Source organism: Saccharopolyspora sp. MMCC62 (genome assembly GCF_057736575.1).
Window position 1 is genome coordinate 209,935 of sequence record NZ_JBYKCM010000002.1, and the last position, 19,193, is coordinate 229,127.

The window sequence follows — 19,193 nt, forward strand, 5'->3', positions numbered from 1 at the left end:
GGAGGTGCCGAGGAGTCGAGCCGCGGTCCCTGGCGGTCCACCACGGGAAAGCTCGCCCGCCGTTGCGGGCGTTGGCCGTTTCCCGTCAGCGGCGAAGCCGCTGAGCCGACGACCACCTGATCAACCGGACCACCCGCGGGTTCTCAGCGCTCGCCTCGCGAGGACAGCGATTTCTCCGGTGGCGGAGCCACCTGTGACAACGATCCCGCAGCGAGGAGGGCGCGGGAGGTTCCGCCACCCGAGCGCAGCTCGACGGAGGGGGCTCAGGGTTTGACGGCCCGGTGCACGGCGACGGCGCCGCCCATCAGGTCGCGCCACGCGACCTTCGACCAGCCCGCCTCGCCGATCTTCGCCGCCAGCGCCCGCTGGTCCGGCCAGGAGCGGATCGACTCCGCCAGGTACACATACGCGTCCGGGTTCGAGGACACCGCGCGGGCGATCGGCGGCAGCGCGCGCATCACGTAGTTCATGTAGACGGTGCGGAACGGCTCCCAGGTCGGGGTGGAGAACTCGCACACCACGAGCCGCCCGCCGGGCCGCACCACCCGCGCCATCTCGCGCAGCCCCGCCACCGTGTCCACCACGTTGCGCAGCCCGAACGAGATCGTCGCCGCGTCGAAGGAGTCGTCCGCGAACGGCAGCCGCAGCGCGTCGGCCGCCACCATCGGCAACCCGCGGTCCCGGCCCACCGACAGCATGCCCAGCGAGAAGTCCGCGGCCACGCACCACGCGCCGGACTTCGCCAGTTCCGCGGTGGACACCCCGCTGCCCGCCGCCAGGTCCAGGACGCGCTCGTGCGGCCGCGGGTCCAGGGCCTGCCGGGTGATCTGCCGCCAGCGCCGGTCCTGCCCGAACGACATCACGGTGTTCGTCAGGTCGTAGCGCTTCGCGACGCCGTCGAACATCGCGGCGACCGCGTGCGGATCCTTGTCCAAACCGGCGCGAGACACGCCCGCAGCTTACGGGTGGCGGGCGCTCACGCGGCCAGCCGGTCGACCTGCGGGCCGCCGATGACCTCCGCGTAGTGGCCGATCAACTGCTCGCACAGCGCGGGCCACGTCCGCTGGGCCACCGACTCGCGGGCGGCCGCGCCGAACCGGGCCCGCAGCGCCGGGTCCCGCAGCTCCGCCACCGCCGCGCGCAGCCGCCGGGCGTGCGCGTCCGCGTCGTGCGGCGGCAGCAGGTAGCCGGTGCGGCCCGGCAGCACCAGGTCCCGCGGGCCGCCCGCGTCCGGGGCGAGCGCCGGGACTCCGCTGGCCATCGCCTCCTGCACCGACTGGCAGAACGTCTCGTACGGGCCGGTGTGCACGAACACGTCGAGGCTCGCGTAGATCCGGGCGAGCTCCTCGCCGGTGCGCAGGCCCAGGAACGCGGCGCCCGGCAGCTGTGCGGCGAGCTGCTCCCGCTGCGGGCCGTCGCCGACCACCACCACCCGCACTCCGGGCACGCCCTCCAGCGCGGCCAGCCGCTCCACGTGCTTCTCCGGGGCGAGCCTGCCGACGTAGCCGACCAGCAGCTCCCCGCCCGGGGCGAGCTCGGTGCGCAGCGACGCGTCCCGCTTGCCCGGGTGGAACCGGGCGGTGTCCACCCCGCGACCCCACCGGTGCACCCGCGGCACGCCGTGCTCGCGCAGCGCGTCCGCCGCCCACGTCGACGGGGCCAGCGTGCGGTCGGCGCCGCAGTGCAGCCGCCGCGTCCAGCGCCAGGCGGCGCGCGCGGTCAGCCCCAGCCCGTACGACTCCGCGAACCCGGCCACGTCCGTCTGGTAGACGGCGACCGTCGGCACCCCCAGCTTCCGGGCCGCCGCGAGCCCCCGCGCCCCCACCACGAACGGCGAGGCCAGGTGCACCACGTCCGGTTCGAAGTCCGCCAGGGCCTGCAGCAACCGGCGGGTGGGGAACCCGATCGGCAACGAGGACACCACCGGGATGTCCACCGCGGGCAGCCGCACCACCGGCGTGCCCTCGTACTCCTCCGGACCGGCGCCCGGGGCGACCACGAGCGCTCGGTCACCGCGGCGGCGCAGGTGCTCCAGCACCCGCAGCACCGAGTTCGTGACCCCGTTGACCTGCGGCAGGAAACTCTCCGACACGATGGCGATCCGCACGAGCGACACCGTCCCGCCCGGCTCCGGCGATCAGACGTCCGCCACGTGACGCGACCCGGAACAGCCGCCGAAGAGCACCCCAACTGCCCCGGTGCACCCGGCACGGCCCCGCCCGGACGGCCGTCCCTCGCCTGCCGTCCACCTGGGCGCAGTACCGCGTACACCGCGGGTGTCGACCCTGGAGCGGCATGACGGTCCTTCCTTCAGAGCCCTCGCACCACATCGAACCCGGCTTGGTGTCCCGGGCGCTGGAAGTGGCCGGACGGCTCGCGAACGACGCCGCCGACGTCATCACCGCCACCGCGGGCCGCGGCGCCCGGCCTGCGGCCTCCGAGTCACCGTTCGACTGGGTGACCGACACCGGGCGGACCCTGGAACGGCACACGCGGCGGGTGCTCGGCGACGAGTTCCCCGGCGTGCCCGTGTTCGGGGAGGAGTTCGACTCCGCGCCCGGCTGGTCCACCTCGGTCGCGGACCAGGTCACCGCGCACGCCGGTGCCACCCGGTTCCGCTGGTCGGTGGACCCGGTGGACGGCACCGCGAACTACGTGGCGGGGCTGCCGTGGTGCGCCTACAGCCTCGCGATGCTCGACGAGCACGGGCCGCTGGTCGGGGTCGTCGCCGACCCGTACCGCTCGCAGATCTACGCGGCGGCGCGGGACCGCGGGATGCGGGCGAACGGGGTGCCGGTGCGGCTCGCCGACCAGTCCGAGACGCGCGCCGGGATCGTGTGCACCGAGCTGACCCGCAGCGGGCCGTGGCCCGGCATGGACCGGTTCATCAGCAACGCGGCGCGCGCGCAGGTCGGCGTGCGGCTGCTGGGCTCACCGGCGCTGGCGATCGCGCAGGTCGCGCTGGGGCACGCCATCGCCGCGGTGCTGGACTCGTACGAGGAGTGGGACGTGGCGGGCGCGCTCGCGCTGGCCGTCGAATCGGGGGCCGCGGTGCTCGACCGCGGTGGACGTCCCGCGACGCTGCCCACCGGCGGTCTGCTGGTGGCCGGGCCCGCCGTGGCCGGGGACGTCCTCGACTGGTGGCGCCAGGCCACGCCCTGACCCGCGGGCGTGGAGCTCACCGGGAGTGCGGCGGGCGCTTTCAGGGGGCGGCGAGCGCGGGCAGCGGGGCATCGTCGCGGGCGAACACCTCGGACAGCGGATGCAGCAGCGGGAAGCGGTCGCGCAGCACCGCCACCTCGCGGTGCATCCGCGTCAGGTCCGGCGCCGCGACCAGGTCGACCACCACGTCCAGCACGTCCTCGGTGATCGCGGCGAAGCACGCGGCGGCCTCGGCGACCTGATCGCGCACCCGGCGCAGCACCTCCCGGTCCCGCCGGTCCGCGGACTCCGGCGCCGCGTCCAGACCGCGGCCCACCTCGACGAGCGCCTGCACGTTCGGCAGCTCGGCGTCCATCCGGCGGACCACCACCAGCAGCGCCTCCCGCGCCCGCACCGAGGACACCGCCTCCACCGCGCGCCGGGCGCGCGCCACCGCCTGCTCGCAGCGGTGCAGGTCGCGCAACCAGCCGTCCACGGTCCCCGGTTCGCCGAGCAGCCGCGGCGCGGCCGCATCCTGCGCCGCCCGGCTCGCCTCGGTCCCCGCCACCTCGGTCCCCGCCGCCTCGGTCGCCCGGGCCGCCATCGCCTCGGGGCGAAGCCGCCGCGCCCACGGCCCGGCCCACGCGAAGTGGGTGATCGCGGCGCCCAGCGATCCCGCGACCGTTCCCGCCAGCACTGCCAACCAGAAACCGTTCATCTCCAGCCCGCGCCTTCCGCTCGGTTCCCCGCCGGACCAGCGCTCGCCCCCAAGGCGATCCGGCGGACCCACCGGGTTCGTCCCGGCATCACACCCACCTTGCCCGCCGGATCGCCGCGGAGCGTGCGGGAAAGTACTCAAACGCGGAAACGGAATGATCACGGCTCGATCGGGTCGGCGCGCACCAAGTACTGCATCTCGGCGACGACGAACGGCATCGACTCGGTGTGCGCGCCCCACCGGCCACCGGTGCCCTCCGGCGGTGCCGCGCCGAGGTCCGGCAGGTCCAAGCGCGCGACCGACACCGCCGCATCCAGCGCCGCGGCCACCTCACCGCGCACCGCGTCCGGGCGCACCGCGCACCCCGCCTCGGCGAGCCTGCGCTCCACCGGGTGCACCGCGAACAGCTCCCCGGACAGCGGCCACACCCGCTGCAGCGCCTCCTGCATCCGCAGCCGCGCCTCGGGAGCGCCGTCGCCGAACCGGATCGTCCACTGCTCGGCGTGCTGCCGGTGCCGCAGCAGCACCCGCCACGTCCGGGCCGCGATCGCCGAGAGCACCGGATCGCGGCTCGCCGCCAGCCGGGCGAACACCGCGTGCCGCCAGGTCGACAGCAGCAGCAACCGGGCCGTGCTGGTGGCGAAATCACCGCCCGCGCCGGGCCCGCAGTCGATCTCGGCGAGCCGCACGTTGCGGAACTCGCCGGCATCCCGGTGGTGGGCGAGCAGATCCGCGTCCCGGCCCGCGCCCTCCAGCTCCGCCGCCCGTTCCAGCAGCGCCCGCGCCTGGCCCAGCAGGTCCGCGGTGATCGCGGCCAGCGCGGCGCCCTCCTCCAGGTCGGGTCCGCGCACCCCCCACCCGGACAGGCGGTGCGCCAGCAGCAGCGCGTCATCGCCCAGCATCAGGCAGTACGCCGCGAGATCCGCCGGATCGGCACCGTCCGGCACGCTCCGGGCCACCGCAGCGGTGACCGGGGCCGCCAGCACCCAATCCGGCCGGTGCGACTCCGGCGCCGACCTCTCCGGCCCGCCCGGACCGGCCGCCGCCGCACCGTCGTCGGGGCCGTCCACAGCGAAGTTCACCGTGCTCATACGCGCTCACCCACCTCGCGGGGCCGCACCGGACGGTGCGGACTGGAACCGCTGGTCGCGAGACCACTCGTGGGGCCGTCCGCCCCACCGGCGCATCCGCCGCAGCGGAGTCACCTGCGACCACTGTGGTCGCAGTGCCGGGCGGCGCGGAAGGGACCGAATTCCCGGTTCAGACCGCCGCGGGGCGCTCCCGGCGCAGCTGCCAGTACGCGCCGCCGAGCACCAGCCACGTCCCGGCGAGGCACGCGGCGACCGGCAGCAGCGACAGCACCATGCCGCGCCCCGCCACCCGGACCAGGTCGGGGTTGCGCGTGTCGTACTCGACCCGGACGAACTGGCCCTGCTGCAGGCCACCCGGGTAGAGCACGCCGTCCTGCGGGATGTGCACCCGTCCTTCCGGCGTGGTGAAGCGGATGACGGTGCGGGTCAGCGAGGTGCTGACGACTTCGGCGACGCCGTCGCCGCGGGACTCGGCGATGGTCCGGTCGTCGATCGCGCACGCGCCGATCACGGACAGGCCCAGCACGGTCAGCAGCACGGCGAGGACCAGGACACCGCGGGCGGCGGTGCGGCGGACGCGCCGCCGGGGCCACCGGGTGCCCGATCCGGTCACCTCGGGCCGCCCGGCCTCGTCCGGGAACTCCTGTTCGCTCGCCACGATCGCCGATTGTAGGAGCCGCGCGGTGACCGCCACTGGCCGCCGCACCTAGGCTCGTCGCGTGGCGCCCTCCCCTGCTCCGTTGACCGTTCGCACCTCCGTGCTCCCCGACGACGATCCCCGGCGCACCGCGCCGCTGCTGGAACTGCTGCCGGACGGTGCTCCGCTGAGCTGGGTGCGCGACGGCGGCGGCCTGGTCGGCTGGGGGTGCGCGGCGCGGTTGGCGACCTCCGGTCCGGAGCGCTTCGCGACCGCCGACGAGTGGTGGCACGAACTCTGCGCGGGCGCGGACGTGCACGACGAGGTGCGGCTGCCGGGCAGCGGCCCGGTCGCGTTCAGCAGCTTCGCGTTCGCCGACCGGCCGGGGGATTCGGTCGTGGTCGTGCCGGAGGTCGTGCTGGGCAGCCGGGACGGCGTCCGCTGGATCACCACCATCGGCGATCCGGCGGAGCGGCCGGTCCAGCCGGTGCGCGAACCCGGCGCGGTGGAGTACTCGCCGGGCGCGGTGTCCACCGCGGACTACCGGCGGTCGGTGGCGGAGGCGGTGCGCCTGCTCGAACCGGCCGGGTCGGGTGGTCCGGACGCGGTGCGCAAGGTGGTGCTGGCGCACGACCTGCTCGCCACCGCGGCGGAGCCGCTGGACGCCCGCTACCTGCTGCGCAACCTCGCCGCGCGCTACCCGGGGTGCTGGACGTTCGCGGTGGACGGGCTGGTCGGGGCCACCCCGGAGCTGCTGCTGGAGCGCACCGGGCGGCACGTCCGGTCCCGGGTGCTGGCCGGGACGAGCTGGCCGCGGCCCGGGGTCGGCGCCGACGAGCTGGCGTCCGGCCTGCTGTCCTCGGCGAAGGACCTCTCCGAGCACGCGTTCGCCACCGAGTCGCTGGCCGCGGAGCTGCGCCCGTTCTGCTCGGCCCTGTCGGTCCCGGAGCGCCCCGAGGTCCTTCGGCTGCGCAACGTGTTGCACCTGGCCTCGCACATCACGGGTGAGTTGCACGAACCCGCCGCGGAGAACGGCGTCGCCGCACTGCTGCGGCTCGCCGCAGCAGTGCACCCGAGCGCGGCCGTCGGCGGCACGCCGACCCCGGAGGCGGTGGAACTGATCCAGCGGTTGGAAGGCATGGACCGGGAGCGCTACAGCGGCCCGGTCGGCTGGGTCGACGGCGCGGGCAACGGGGAGCTCGGCATCGCGCTGCGCTGCGCGCAGCTGGAGGACGCGGACGGCGACACCGGGGGCCGCCGCGCACGGCTGTTCGCCGGGTGCGGCATCGTCGCCGAGTCCGACCCGGACACCGAGGTGTTGGAGGCGGCGGCGAAGCTGCGCCCGATCACCGAAGCGCTGACCGGCGACTGAACCTTCCGCGGGGGCGCTCGGCTCGTGGTGCGAGGCGGGTCGCGGGTGGCGGCTCCCTGCGCCCTCCTCGCTGCGCCCATGTCCCTCCTCCCTGCGCCCCCTCGCTGCGGGATCGTTCGCGCCGGTGGCTCCGCATGCGGCAGCGCCGTCCTCGCGAGGGCGGCGCTGGGAATCCGCGGTGGTGCCGGTCGCTCCGGCGGTCGCTGCGACGGTCGCTGCGCAGCTGCTTCGCTGACCGGGGAACGGTGCCGACCGAGGAACAGCGCCGACCGGGGAACGGGGCCGACCCGGGAACGGGACCGACCGGAGAACGGGACCGACCCGGGAACGGGGCCGACCGGGGAACCGCGGACCCGCCGCGCGGGTTCACCGGTGGGCGGTGCGGTACCGCCCACCGGCCTCCACGCGGCGGGTTCGTCCGGTGCTCAGTGGTCGTGCACCGACTCGTGGGTGGCGTCGATCTCGGCGACCGACTTCGGCGGCACCACGTCGGCTCGGGTCGCCGAGGCCGGGATGCCGTTCTCCGGGGTGGCCGCGGGCTTGCCCGGCGTGAACAGCCAGTTCTGGAAGAACTCGTCGAGCTGCGTGCCGGAGCGCTGCTCGGCGAGCTCGATGAACTGCTCCACGGTGCCGGTGGCGTACCGCTTGTCCTGCACCCAGGTGCGCACCACGTCGAGCAGCACGTCGGGTCCGATGACGTTGCTCAGCGCGTGCACGGTGAGCGCCCCGCGGTCGTAGACGGCGTCGCTGAAGATGTTCTCCGGCCCGGGTTCGCCGGGCGCGATCTGCCAGAACGGGTCGTCGGCGGGCAGCGACGAGTAGTAGTGGTCGAACAGCTCCTGCGCGGTCCCGGTGCCCTGCTGCTCCGACCACAGCCATTCCGCGTAGCTGGCGAAGCCCTCGTTCAGCCAGATGTTGCGCCAGGTGTCGACCGACACGGAGTCGCCGAACCACTGGTGCGCGTTCTCGTGCACGACGACGGAGGTGTTGGCGCCCTTCGCGAAGAACTTGTCGCTGTAGGTCGGCCGGGTCTGGTTCTCCAGCGCGAAGTTGAGCCCTTCCGCCGGGACCACGCCGCCCTGGGCTTCGAACGGGTACTCGCCGAGCAGCCCGGAGAGGAACTCCAGCACTTCGGGAGTGCGCTCGACGCTGGCCTTGGCCGCGCCCGCGACGTCGCCGAGCCCGTCGGCGTACGCGGTGACGAAGGGCTGACCGAAGGCACCGGGCTTCGTGTTGATCTCGTACTGCCCGATGGCGAGGAACGCCAGGTAGGTGGCCGTCGGCTTGGTGGTGCGCCACTTCCAGGTGGTGCGGCCGGCCAGGGTGGCGGTGTCGGTGTTCACGCCGTTGGACAGCACCTCGGTGCCTTCCGGCACGTCGACGGCGATGTCGAAGGTGGCCTTGTCCCGCGGGTGGTCGTTGCCGGGGAACCACCACGCGGAGATCTCCGGTTCGCCGACCGCGAGCGCGCCGTCCGCGGTGCGGATCCACGGTTGCAGGCCGTCGACCTCGACGCTGGAGGGCACGCCCTCGTACTCGACGACGAAGGTGGACTGGCGCCCGGCGGGCAGTTCCGCGGGCGGGGTGACGGTGAGCTCGCTGCCCCGCTGCTGGAACTCGGACGGCGCGCCATTGACCCGGATCGACTTCACCGGCAGCGCGAAGTCCAGGTTGAACGCGGTGAGGTCCTGGGTCGGGTTCGCCACGATCGTCGTGGTCCCGGTGAGGTGGTCGTCCTTCGGTTCGTAGCGCAGCCGCACGTCGTAGTGCGACACGTCGTAGCCGCCGTTGCCGTACTCGGGGAAGTACGGGTCGCCCGCGCCCGGCGCACCAGGTCCGGCCGCTCCGGCGAAGGCGGGGGTCGCCACGAAGGCCGCGGCGCAGCAGGCGGCCACCGTCGCTCGCAGACCGGTTCTCTTGAACACCGCGCACCTCCGGCATGATCAGTGGTTTTCCAGCAGCGTACGAACGTGATCAGGGTGGCGCGAGCACCCGAACGCGGGGGTTTTCACCAGTTCTGGGTGAACGGTGCCCGTCCGGCCGCGAGCTCCGGCGCGCACGGGCGAACCGCGCACCGCGGCCGGAGCACCGCTCGGCCGGTTCCGGTGCAGCTCACCGGTGGTGCCGCCGCGCGGCGGGGCGACCCGACCCGGGGCTCGCCGACGGCGGTCGGGCCGCGCGGGGCGACTCGGGGCGGTCGCCGGGGCACGCGCCCGCGCGTCTCGCATCGTGGGAGGAAGTGGTCCGGCGGGGCTAGGTCACCGCTCCGGGTCACCGCTTCGGGTCACCGCTCCGGGTCACCGCTCCGGGTCACCGCTCCGGGACACCGCTCCGGGCCACCGCTCCGGCCGACGCGCGGGGCCCTCGACCGCAGCGGGCGATCAGCCGCTCAGCGCCGAGTGCACCGCGGCTTGCAGTCGCGAGTGCAGGCTCCTGGTCCGCGTGCGGTCCGCCTGGACCTCGACCACCCGCAGTCCTGGTGGACCGTGCAGCGCCGCCGGGAAGTCCGAGCGCTGCCGCACCCGCACGTGCTCCACCCCGTGCGCCGCGCACAGCTGGGCGAGGTCGGTGCCGTGCGGGGTGCCGAAGACCCGCTCGAACGAGTCGCGGTGCTCCGGACCGCCCTGTTCCAGCAGCGAGAAGATGCCACCGCCGTCGTCGTTGAGCACCACGATGGTGAGGTCCGGGCGCTGCTCCTGCGGCCCCAGCAGCAGGCCGTTCCCGTCGTGCAGGAACGTGAGGTCGCCCAGCAGCGCGTAGGTCGGTCCGTCGTGCGCCAGCGCAGCGCCGATGGCGGTGGAGACCGTGCCGTCGATCCCGGCCACCCCGCGGTTGCGGTGCACCGCCACGTCGGGGCGGTGCCGCGCGGCCAGCGCCACGTCCCGGCTCGGGTTCGACGACCCGAGCACCAGCAGCGACCGCTCCGGCAGTTCGTCGACCAGGTCGCGGGCGAGCACCGGCCCGTTCGGCCAGCGCTCCAGGTCCAGTGCCGCGTGCAGCGCGGCGGCGACCTTGTGGTCCGCCTGCTGCCAGGCGGTGAGCCAGTGCGGGTCGGCCTCGCGGACGGGGGCGGCACCGAAGGTGTGCGCGATCTCGCGCACCGCGTGCCCCGGCGACGGCCAGTCCACGTCCCCGCCGTGCGCCAGCAGCACCTCCACCCCGGCATCGGTGAGCAGCGACTGCACCTGGCGGAACACGGTCGGCCTGCCGACGCACAGCACCTGCTCGGGGCGGTGCTCGCGGACGAACTCGGGCTGGTTCAGCAGCCACATCCCGGTGCTGATCGCGGCGCCACCGGCGAGCCCGACACCGCCGGTCTCGGAGACCACCGGCCAGCCGTACCGCTCGCCCCAGGCCCCGGCGGCGTCGGCGCCGCCGTCCGCGGCGAGCACCAGGCCGCGGCGGGCGGCGGGCGCGTGCAGGCTGCTGGGCGAGGCGCCGTCCCCGCAGATCTCGATCCACGGCGCCCCGTCGGCGCGCCCGTCCAGCGGTTCGCACCACGCGGGGTCGCCGGTGGGCACCAGCGGTTCGCGGAAAGGCAGGTTCAGGTGCACCGGTCCGGAGCGGGCCGAGCCGAGCGCGGCGTGCCGGGCGCGGCACACCTGGCTGCGCCAGTACGCCTGCTGCCCCGGCCGGTCCTCGGCCACGCCGAGCTCGTCGAACATCCGCACCTGCGGGCCGAACATCCGGTGCTGGTCGATGGTCTGATTGGCCCCGGCGGCGCGCAGTTCGGGCGGGCGGTCCGCGGTGAGCACGATCAGCGGGATGCCCGCCTGCGCCGCTTCGCTGACCGCCGGGTGCAGGTTCGCCGCTGCGGTGCCCGAGGTCCCGGCCACCACCACCGGCAGGCCGCTGCGCGCCGCGATCCCCAAGGCGAGGAACCCGGCGCTGCGCTCGTCGATGCGGACGTGCAGCCGGATCCGCTGCTCCACCGCGGCGCGGTGCAGCGCGAACGAGAGCGGCGCGTTGCGCGATCCCGGGGAGAGCACCACGTGCCGGATCTGGTTGCGGATCAGCTCATCGACGATGACCTCGGCCTGTGCCGTGGACGGATTCAACCCATCACCCCGGACTCCCTCGCACGCTGCCTGCCGACCGCTTCCAGTGTCGCCGGAACCGCCGAGCCGCTTCGACCCGGTGGTACCCCGGTCGCGCGGAGTGCAGCCGCTCACACCGGTCGGCGCCCTCCTGGTGTTCATCACGCCGAGGCGGCACCTATTGTCCCAGGCGTGCTGAACTCGCCTGTCTCCGAGCTGTTCGACCCGGCCGCGTGGGAACCCGTCAGCGGGTTCGACTTCACCGACATCACGTACCACCGGTGTGTGGAGGACGGTCCCGGACGCGGCACCGTGCGCGTCGCCTTCGACCGCCCCGAGGTCCGCAACGCCTTCCGCCCGCACACCGTCGACGAGCTGTACCGCGCGCTCGACCACGCCCGGATGAGCAGCGACGTCGGCTGCGTGCTGCTGACCGGGAACGGGCCGTCGCCCAAGGACGGCGGCTGGGCGTTCTGCTCCGGCGGGGACCAGCGCATCCGCGGCCGCTCCGGCTACCAGTACGCCGCCGGGGAGACCGCCGAGAGCGTGGACCCCGCGCGGGCCGGTCGGCTGCACATCCTCGAGGTGCAGCGGCTGATCCGGTTCATGCCGAAGCTGGTGATCGCGGTCGTGCCCGGCTGGGCCGCCGGCGGCGGGCACAGCCTGCACGTGGTGTGCGACCTCACCCTCGCCAGCGCCGAGCACGCCCGCTTCAAGCAGACCGACGCCGACGTCGGCAGCTTCGACGGCGGCTTCGGCAGCGCCTACCTCGCCCGGCAGGTCGGGCAGAAGTTCGCCCGCGAGATCTTCGCCCTCGGCCGCGCCTACGACGCCGAGCAGGCGAACCGGATGGGGATGGTCAACGAGGTCGTGCCGCACGCGGAACTGGAGGCGACCGCCCTGCAGTGGGCACGGGAGATCAACGGCAAGTCGCCCACCGCGCAGCGCATGTTGAAGTACGCGTTCAACGCGATCGACGACGGCCTGGTCGGACAGCAGCTGTTCGCCGGCGAGACCACCCGGCTGGCCTACATGACCGACGAGGCCGTCGAGGGCAGGGACTCGTTCCTGGAGCGCCGGGACCCGGACTGGACGCCGTTCCCCTGGTACTACTGACCGGCCACCGGTCGCCGCGGTCCGCCCGCCGATCGGGTCGTCGCAGGGGTTCATCGTCCACACCGCCTTCGCTCGCAGGTCGCTACCTCCACACCATCGACGCGGCCGATCGAACACTTGAGCGATTCAACTCGATCCGGTGAGCGATCGCACTCCGCCGCCCACCGCCGGGCCGCCCTGGCGGGCGGTGGGCGCAAGATGGCCGTCATGCCGACCGCCCGCGAACTCCGGCCGCTGCCCGTCCCGCCCGGGGAGCGGGCGCCGACCGCGCTGCCCGCGCTGCGCCGCGCGCTGGACGGCGACGGCCCCGCGCTGCTCCCGGTCGACCCAGCGGCCGCGGGCTCGGACGGCGCGGCGCTGGCGGCGCTCGGCGCGGGCACCCCGCTGGAACCCGGCGAGGACGACCCCGCCGATCCGACGGCCCTGGTCATCGCCACCTCCGGCTCCACCGGCACCCCGAAGGGCGTACTGCTGACCGCCGCCGCGCTGCGCGCCTCGGCGACGGCCACGCACCGGCACCTGGGCGGGCCGGGCCGCTGGCTGCTGGCGATGCCCGCGCACCACGTCGCGGGCATCCAGGTGCTGGTCCGATCGCTGGTCGCGGGCACCGACCCGGTGGCGGTGGACACCGCGGGCGGCTTCCGCGCGGAGCGGTTCGCCGCGGCCGCCGAACACTGCCTAGCGGACTCCGGCAGGCACTACACCGCGCTGGTGCCCACCCAGCTGCGCCGACTGCTGGACGACGGCGGCGCCGGGCTGGACGCGCTGCGCGAATTCGACGCCGTGCTGCTCGGCGGTGCCGCGACCCCGCCCGCGCTGCGCGAGCAGGCCCTGGCCGCCGGGGTCCGGGTCGTCACCACCTACGGGATGAGCGAGACCGCGGGCGGCTGCGTGTACGACGGCGCGCCGCTGGACGGCGTGCGGGTGCACGTGGACGCCGCGGCGGACGGCTCCGGCCCGGTCGCGCTGGCCGGGCCCACGCTGGCCCGCGGCTACCGGCGGGGCTCCGGCGCGAGCCCGTTCCGGGACGGCTGGTTCCACACCGGCGACCTCGGCCGGTTGGCGGACGGACGGCTGGAGGTGCTCGGCCGGGCCGACGACGTGATCATCACCGGCGGGGTGAACGTCGCCCCGCTGCTGGTGGAGCGCGTCCTCACCGAGCACCCCGCGGTCCGGGAGGCCTGCGTGCTCGGCATCGACGACCCCGAGTGGGGCCAGGCCGTGGCCGCCGCCGTCGTCCCCGCCGACCCGGCCGCGCCGCCACCGGTCGCGGACCTGCGCGCCGCGGTGCGCGAGCGCGCGGGCGCGGCCGCCGCCCCCAAGCACGTCGCCTTCCTCGCCGAGCTACCGCTGCGCGGCCCCGGCAAGCCCGACCGGCGGGCGTTGCGCGCGACTCTCGGCCGGTGACGACGCGTGATGCGCGAAGATGATTCACATGGCAACGGTGAAGCAGTGGATTGAGGGCGCGCGCCTGCGCACGTGGCCCAACGCGATCGCACCGGTCCTGGTCGGCACCGGGGCCGCGACCGGAGTGGACCTGTGGAGCGTGCCGATCGCGGTGCTGGCGCTCGCCGTGTCGTTGCTGCTGATCACCGGGGTGAACTTCGCCAACGACTACTCCGACGGCATCCGCGGCACCGACGACGACCGGGTCGGCCCGTTCCGGCTGGTCGGCTCGGGCGCGGCGAACGCGACGGCGGTGCGGAACGCGGCGTACGGCTGCTTCGGGCTGGCCGCGCTCGCCGGGATCGGCGTCGTGGTGCTCAGCGGCCAGTGGTGGATGCTGGCCGTCGGCGCGCTGTGCATCGCGGGCGCCTGGTTCTACACCGGCGGCAAGCGGCCCTACGGCTACGCCGGGCTGGGCGAGGTCGCCGTGTTCGTGTTCTTCGGCCTGGTCGCCGTGCTGGGCACCATGTACGTGCAGGCGGGCACGATCAGCGGGTTCGGCATCGGCGGGGCGGTCGGCATCGGCGCGTTCTCCAGCGCGGTGCTGGTGGCGAACAACCTGCGCGACATCCCCACCGACCGGGTCACCGGCAAGCGGACGCTGGCGGTGCTGCTGGGCGATCGGGACACCCGGACGCTGTACGTGGCGCTGGTGCTGATCCCGTTCCTGATCACCGTGCTGATCGGGTTGCGCAACACCTGGGCGCTGCTGGGATTCCTGGCGCTGCCGCTGCTGATCGGCTCGGTGCTCGCGGTGACGCGCGGCGGCACGGGCCGCAAGCTGATCCCCGCGCTCCGGGACACCGGCCTGGCGATGCTGGTCTGGGGAGCCACCACGGCGCTGGCGCTCGCCTTCGGCTGAGCGTTCTCGCTGATTCTGCCGCGTAGGGGTCGGGTGGCGGAACCTCAGCTGGTTCCTCGCTGCGGGATCGATTTCACAGGTGGCTCCGCCGCATGAGAAATCGCTGTCCTCGCGAGGAACCAGCTGAGAACCCGCGGCGGTGCCGGTGTCTTGGGTGGTCGGCGGCTCAGCGGCTTCGCCGCTGACAGGAAACGGATACCGCCGGGCAGGTTCGAAACAGGCAGTTAGCGGACCCGCTCAGCGGACGCCGGCCAGGACGTACTGAGCGACGCCCTGGGCGGTCTCGCACTCGTCGCTGTCGGCTTCGGCGGCCCGGGCGGTGACCTGCAGCGTCGCCCCGGGCACGCCGGCGAACACGGTGCAGTCGTTGGCGCGCAGCGTCTCGGTGCCGGGCAGTTCGCCGAGCCGCACCTCGTCCTGGCCGAGCCCGGCGTAGCCCTCCGGCTGGGTGCCGATCAAGATCGACCGCACTCCGGTGTCGGCGGCGAACTGGCAGCCGCGCACCGGCGGTTCCAGGCCGATCTCGCGCGGGACCCCGCGGCGGACCGGGTAGGCGAGCTGGCCGAGCTCGTCGACGCCGACCAGCCCGCACAGCCGCTCGGCGGAGGCGTCGGCGAGCCGGACCCGTAGCTCCGGCGGCACCTCGCGGGTGATCGACGGGGTGACGGATTCCGGTTCGGACTCGTCGCTGCCGCTGGTCTGCGGTGCGCTGCTCGGCAGCGGCAGCGAGCCGCCGGAGGTGCACGCGGCGAGCACCACGACGAGCGCCGCGGGCACCAGCGCGATGGCTGTGCTCATCGACCTGCGCATGCCCCTCCTCGGAACCTCGTGGCGTGATCGCAGACTACGTGCGGCCCGCGCGCACCCGCTCAGGCGGTCCAGGCCCCGGTGCGGTGGAACTCGTCGAGCGCGCCCAGCGGGCCCGCGAGGTCGAAACCGTGACCCGCGACCCACGCGTCGTCGTAGTAGGTGTGCGCGTAGCGCTCCCCGCCGTCGCAGAGCAGCGTGACGATGCTGCCGGTCCGCCCGTCCCGCACCATCTCGGCGACGAGCCCGCACACGCCCCACAGGTTGGTGCCGGTGGAGCCGCCGACGCGCCGCCCGAGCACTCCTTCGGCCCACCGGATGGTGGCGATGGACGCCGCGTCCGGGACCTTGATCATCCGGTCGATGGCCTCGCCGACGAAGGACGGTTCGACCCGGGGCCGCCCGATGCCCTCGATGAGCGAGCCGCGCTCCCCGGTGCGGTCCCGGTCCTCGTGGCACCAGGCGTCGTAGAACACCGAGTGCTCCGGGTCGACGACCGCGAGCCGGGTGTCGTGCCTGCGGTAGCGGATGTAGCGGCCGAGGGTGGCGCTGGTGCCGCCGGTGCCCGCGCCGGTGACGATCCACTCCGGGATCGGGTGCCGTTCGAGCTCCAGCTGCTGGAAGATCGACTCGGCGATGTTGTTGTTGCCCCGCCAGTCGGTGGCGCGTTCGGCGTGGGTGAACTGGTCCATGAAGTGCCCGCCGAGTTCGGCGGCGAGCCTGCGGGACTCGTCGTAGATCGCGCCCGGCTGGTCCACGTAGTGGCAGGTGCCGCCGTGGCGTTCGATCAGCGCCACCTTCTCCGGGCTGGTCGACCGGGGCATCACGGCGATGAACGGGAGCCCCAGCAGCTGCGCGAAGTGCGCTTCGGAGACGGCGGTGGAGCCGGAGGACGCCTCGATCACCGGCGTGTTCTCCGTCACCCACCCGTTGCAGATGGCGTACAGGAACAGGGATCGGGCCAACCGGTGCTTGAGCGAACCGGTCGGATGGGTTGACTCGTCCTTGAGGTAGAGGTCGATTCCCCATTCCGCCGGGAGCGGGAAGCGCAGCAGGTGCGTGTCGGCGCTGCGGTTCGCGTCCGCCTCGATGATCCGGACGGCTTCGCTGGTCCAGGCCCTGGTGCGCGCGCAAGAGCGGTCCCGGACCGCGTCGTCGCGCCGGGCGTCAGTGCTCGTCATCGGTGTTCTCGCGGTCCCCGCGGAGCTGGGCGCGCAGCTGCTCGCGGCGCTGGGCGCGGTGCACCATGCCGGTGGCGACGCGACGGCGCAGCCCGCTGAAGACCAGCATGGACAGCGGCATCACCACCACGACGGACACCGCGGCGGCCACCAGCAGCGGGACGCCGCAGAGCGCGATCACCGCGGTGACCGCGACCAGCATGGCCAGCCTGACCACGGTGTACAGCGCGATGTCCCGCGCCAGGTTGGTCGGCGGGGACGTCTCCGCGACCGCTTCCGTCTGCTGTTCCTGCACGTCAACCAGGGTAGAACACGAGGGGTGCGGCGATACCGCCCCGTCTCGCCCGAAGCGCCGCTTTCGTCCCTTACCTTCCCTTTACCTGGAGTCGAATGTTCGAGTACCTGACCATCCGAGTGCCAGGATGCGACCGGAATGCCCGAAAACCGTCCGCATTGTGGAGGTCCCCTGTGACCGCGACGACTCCCCAGTCTCGCCAGAACGGTCAGGAACAGCTGCTCACCCCCGGTGAGGTCGCCTCGTTGTTCCGGGTCGACCCGAAGACGGTGACCAGATGGGCGACGGCAGGCCGGATCGGTTCGATTCGCACTCCCGGCGGGCACCGCCGGTTCCGCGAGTCCGAAGTGCGCACGCTGTTGGCCGAACTCACCAACGACGTCCGCTCCGCCTGAGTCGCCCCGACGATCGGCTCGCGCTCGGCCCGCCTCCGCGTGCGCTCGCACGCCCGAGGTGGGCCGGGCCCGGCCCGTCGCCGGACCCCCGGCGCGCCCTGCGCCGGCCCTCGGTCACCGGGAGATCCGGACACCGTCCGGATGTTCCCTGATCGGCGCACCCCACCTCTCGCCGTTCTCCGGCTAACCTCGGGGCAGAGGAGTGGAGGTGCCCTGATGATCTACGCCCTGGCAGCGATCGGTGCGCTCACCGTGACCGTGCTGATGTGGCGCGCGTTCGGCCCGGTGCGGGATGCCGCGGGCGACGGCCCGGCCACCGCGCCGCGCAGAGCGCCGCTGGCCCCGGACGACGACCCGGATTTCCTGCGCCGCCTCGCCGAGCAGCAGCGCGACAAGAAGAACGACGAACAGGGCTGAGCTCCGCCTCCCCTGACCGGCGAACGCCGAACGGCCCGCCCACCGGAGAACCGGTGCGGCGGGCCGTTCGCACGGTGCGCCTGCGCCCGGCCGAGGCCGGGATGGGCGGTCAGGCCTGGCGCTGCCTGCCGAACGCCTGCGGGAAGTCGTCGGCGACGATCGCGGCCAGTTCCAGCAGGGCCAGCCGGGTCGGTGCGGCGAGCTGGTCCAGCTCGACCTCGGCGCCCTCTTCGAGGTGCGGGTCGAACGGGATCCGGGACACCGCGCGGCAGCGCGAACCGAAGTGCGCGCTGAGCTTGTCCACGTCGACCTTGCCGGAACCCGGCCGCACCGAGTTGATCACGGCGACGGAGCGGCCCACCAGCTGCCCGTAGCCGTGCGCGTCCAGCCAGTCCAACGTGGCCGAAGCGCTGCGCGCCCCGTCGATCGAGCTGGAGGAGACGATCACCAGCGAGTCGGCGACGTCCAGCACGCCCTTCATCGCCGAGTGCATCAGTCCGGTGCCGCAATCGGTGAGCACGATGTTGTAGAAGTGCTCCAGCAGCGTCACGGTCCGCTGGTAGTCGTCCTCGCTGAACGCCTCGGAGACGGCGGGATCCTGCTCGCTGGCCAGGATCTCCAACCGGCTGGGCCCCTGCGAGGTGTAGGAGCGCACGTCGCTGTACTTGCGGATGCGCTGCGCGTCGCGCAGCAGGTGCCGCACGGTGGCGGTGGTCTCCAGCGGGATCTTCTGGCTGAGCGTGCCGCGGTCCGGGTTGGCGTCGACGGCGATCACCCGGTCCCCGCGCAGCGAGGAGAACGTGGAGCCGAGGGTGGCGGTGGTCGTGGTCTTGCCGACGCCGCCCTTGAGGCTCAGCATCGCGATCTTGTAGCAGCCCTGCAGCGGCTGGTTGATCCGCCCGATCAGCTCGCGGCGGCGCAGGTCCGCGGCGCTCTCCCCGAGGTTGATGGAGCGGCCGCTGGCCACGTACAGCGCCTTGCGCCAGCCGGATTGCGGGGCGCGCTTGGTCTGCCGCAGCAGCTGCGAGGAAGCGAGGTCCTTGCCGAACGGGACGCCGGGCTGCTGCTTCGCGCCGGGCTGCTGCTGGCCCTGCTGGGGCTGCCCGCCCTGCGGGGGCTGCTGCGGGTAGCCCTGCTGCGGCGGGAACGGCCCGGCGACGGGCGCGTACGGGTTCTGCTGCTGGCCCACCTGGTACGGCCCCGACTGCCCGCCGGAGACCTGGTACGGGCCGGAATGACCGCCCGGGACCTGGTAGGGGCCGGAGTGCCCGCCCGGCACCTGGTACGGGCCGGAGTGGCCGCCGGGCACCTGGTACGGGCCGGACTGGCTCGCCTGCTGCTGCGGCCCCGACGGGGTGGCCTCGGTGTACGGCGTCCCGCCGAAGGACTGTCCACTGGGGACGTTCGGCGGCTGCTGCTGGGGCTGCTGCGCGCCCTGCACCGGGGTGTTCGGCCTGGTCCCGGGTTCCGCGTACGGCTGCGGGCCGTCACCGTAGTCCGGGGTCGCGTGATCCGCCTTGCCGCTGGCCTGCTGCGCCGAGTCCGCACCGGGCGAGGCCGAGCCCGCATCGCGTTGCGTTTCGGGCTCTTCGTACCGTCCGGTCACCGTTCCCGTACCTCCCACACATCGGTTCGACCTTTACCGGGATGAGCGAGGGCCACCCGGTTCCGCAGTGGA

Annotated in this window: 18 protein-coding genes; 7 read left to right on the top strand and 11 right to left on the bottom strand. The window is 74.1% G+C overall.

Going from position 1 to position 19,193, the window contains the following annotated elements; translation table 11 throughout:
* Positions 1-263 precede the first annotated feature (263 nt).
* Both AC29IT_RS05125 and AC29IT_RS05130 read right to left on the bottom strand, forming a co-directional pair.
* The gene (locus tag AC29IT_RS05125; RefSeq protein ID WP_488218011.1) at positions 264-950 is read right to left on the bottom strand and encodes a demethylmenaquinone methyltransferase; all 687 of its coding nucleotides are present in this window, start codon (positions 948-950) and stop codon (positions 264-266) included.
* 26 nt (positions 951-976) lie between these two features.
* Positions 977-2,092: a glycosyltransferase family 4 protein gene (locus AC29IT_RS05130; RefSeq protein ID WP_358432454.1), complete on the bottom strand. Its 1,116-nt coding sequence runs from the start codon at positions 2,090-2,092 to the stop codon at positions 977-979.
* Positions 2,093-2,295: 203 nt separating this feature from the next.
* Between AC29IT_RS05130 and AC29IT_RS05135 the strand changes: the two genes are divergently transcribed.
* Positions 2,296-3,162 (top strand): inositol monophosphatase family protein, encoded by an 867-nt coding sequence (locus AC29IT_RS05135; RefSeq protein WP_358432452.1) that lies wholly within the window; start codon positions 2,296-2,298, stop codon positions 3,160-3,162.
* Positions 3,163-3,202: 40 nt separating this feature from the next.
* Here AC29IT_RS05135 and AC29IT_RS05140 read toward each other — a convergent pair whose 3' ends face one another.
* The 3 genes from AC29IT_RS05140 to AC29IT_RS05150 form a co-directional block, all read right to left on the bottom strand.
* Positions 3,203-3,844: a hypothetical protein gene (locus AC29IT_RS05140; protein ID WP_488218012.1), complete on the bottom strand. Its 642-nt coding sequence runs from the start codon at positions 3,842-3,844 to the stop codon at positions 3,203-3,205.
* Between the two features lie 173 nt (positions 3,845-4,017).
* A complete protein-coding gene (gene paaC / locus AC29IT_RS05145) occupies positions 4,018-4,950 on the bottom strand; it encodes a 1,2-phenylacetyl-CoA epoxidase subunit PaaC (protein WP_488218013.1) in 933 nt (310 codons plus the stop codon).
* A gap of 169 nt (positions 4,951-5,119) precedes the next feature.
* Positions 5,120-5,608: a DUF3592 domain-containing protein gene (locus AC29IT_RS05150; protein WP_358432446.1), complete on the bottom strand. Its 489-nt coding sequence runs from the start codon at positions 5,606-5,608 to the stop codon at positions 5,120-5,122.
* An 82-nt stretch (positions 5,609-5,690) separates the two neighbouring features.
* Between AC29IT_RS05150 and AC29IT_RS05155 the strand changes: the two genes are divergently transcribed.
* Complete coding sequence (locus AC29IT_RS05155; RefSeq protein ID WP_488218014.1) at positions 5,691-6,959, top strand: isochorismate synthase; 1,269 nt, start codon at positions 5,691-5,693, stop codon at positions 6,957-6,959.
* 425 nt (positions 6,960-7,384) lie between these two features.
* On the opposite strand, the gene AC29IT_RS05160 is transcribed toward AC29IT_RS05155, so the two are convergent.
* Both AC29IT_RS05160 and menD read right to left on the bottom strand, forming a co-directional pair.
* Positions 7,385-8,884 carry a M1 family metallopeptidase gene (locus AC29IT_RS05160; RefSeq protein WP_488218015.1) on the bottom strand — a complete coding sequence of 500 codons (1,500 nt, stop codon included), beginning with the start codon at positions 8,882-8,884 and terminating at the stop codon, positions 7,385-7,387.
* Positions 8,885-9,340: 456 nt separating this feature from the next.
* Positions 9,341-11,017: a 2-succinyl-5-enolpyruvyl-6-hydroxy-3-cyclohexene-1-carboxylic-acid synthase gene (menD, locus tag AC29IT_RS05165; RefSeq protein WP_488218016.1), complete on the bottom strand. Its 1,677-nt coding sequence runs from the start codon at positions 11,015-11,017 to the stop codon at positions 9,341-9,343.
* Between the two features lie 171 nt (positions 11,018-11,188).
* Here menD and AC29IT_RS05170 point away from each other — a divergent pair, with 171 nt between their 5' ends.
* From AC29IT_RS05170 to AC29IT_RS05180, 3 genes are all read left to right on the top strand, one after another.
* Positions 11,189-12,112: a 1,4-dihydroxy-2-naphthoyl-CoA synthase gene (locus AC29IT_RS05170; RefSeq protein WP_488218017.1), complete on the top strand. Its 924-nt coding sequence runs from the start codon at positions 11,189-11,191 to the stop codon at positions 12,110-12,112.
* Between the two features lie 207 nt (positions 12,113-12,319).
* Entirely contained in the window at positions 12,320-13,519 is a 1,200-nt protein-coding gene (menE, locus tag AC29IT_RS05175; protein WP_358432436.1) for an o-succinylbenzoate--CoA ligase, read from the top strand.
* 28 nt (positions 13,520-13,547) lie between these two features.
* Complete coding sequence (locus tag AC29IT_RS05180) at positions 13,548-14,420, top strand: 1,4-dihydroxy-2-naphthoate polyprenyltransferase (protein WP_488218018.1); 873 nt, start codon at positions 13,548-13,550, stop codon at positions 14,418-14,420.
* Between the two features lie 237 nt (positions 14,421-14,657).
* On the opposite strand, the gene AC29IT_RS05185 is transcribed toward AC29IT_RS05180, so the two are convergent.
* The 3 genes from AC29IT_RS05185 to AC29IT_RS05195 form a co-directional block, all read right to left on the bottom strand.
* Positions 14,658-15,218, bottom strand: a complete 561-nt coding sequence (locus tag AC29IT_RS05185; RefSeq protein ID WP_358432433.1) for a DUF3558 domain-containing protein — start codon at positions 15,216-15,218, stop codon at positions 14,658-14,660.
* A gap of 71 nt (positions 15,219-15,289) precedes the next feature.
* Positions 15,290-16,408, bottom strand: coding sequence for an L-cysteine desulfhydrase Cds1 (gene cds1, locus AC29IT_RS05190; RefSeq protein WP_358432432.1), 1,119 nt, complete (start codon positions 16,406-16,408; stop codon positions 15,290-15,292).
* Positions 16,395-16,703, bottom strand: a complete 309-nt coding sequence (locus tag AC29IT_RS05195; protein ID WP_358432431.1) for a DUF4229 domain-containing protein — start codon at positions 16,701-16,703, stop codon at positions 16,395-16,397. Before AC29IT_RS05195 ends, cds1 begins: the two co-directional genes overlap by 14 nt.
* 173 nt (positions 16,704-16,876) lie before the next feature.
* Between AC29IT_RS05195 and AC29IT_RS05200 the strand changes: the two genes are divergently transcribed.
* Both AC29IT_RS05200 and AC29IT_RS05205 read left to right on the top strand, forming a co-directional pair.
* Positions 16,877-17,098, top strand: coding sequence for a BldC family transcriptional regulator (locus AC29IT_RS05200; protein ID WP_184476042.1), 222 nt, complete (start codon positions 16,877-16,879; stop codon positions 17,096-17,098).
* Positions 17,099-17,314: 216 nt separating this feature from the next.
* Positions 17,315-17,515: a hypothetical protein gene (locus AC29IT_RS05205; protein ID WP_358432430.1), complete on the top strand. Its 201-nt coding sequence runs from the start codon at positions 17,315-17,317 to the stop codon at positions 17,513-17,515.
* Between the two features lie 109 nt (positions 17,516-17,624).
* Here the strand turns inward: AC29IT_RS05205 and AC29IT_RS05210 are convergent, their stop codons facing one another.
* A complete protein-coding gene (locus tag AC29IT_RS05210; protein ID WP_358432428.1) occupies positions 17,625-19,121 on the bottom strand; it encodes a MinD/ParA family ATP-binding protein in 1,497 nt (498 codons plus the stop codon).
* Between the last annotated feature and the right edge of the window lie 72 nt (positions 19,122-19,193).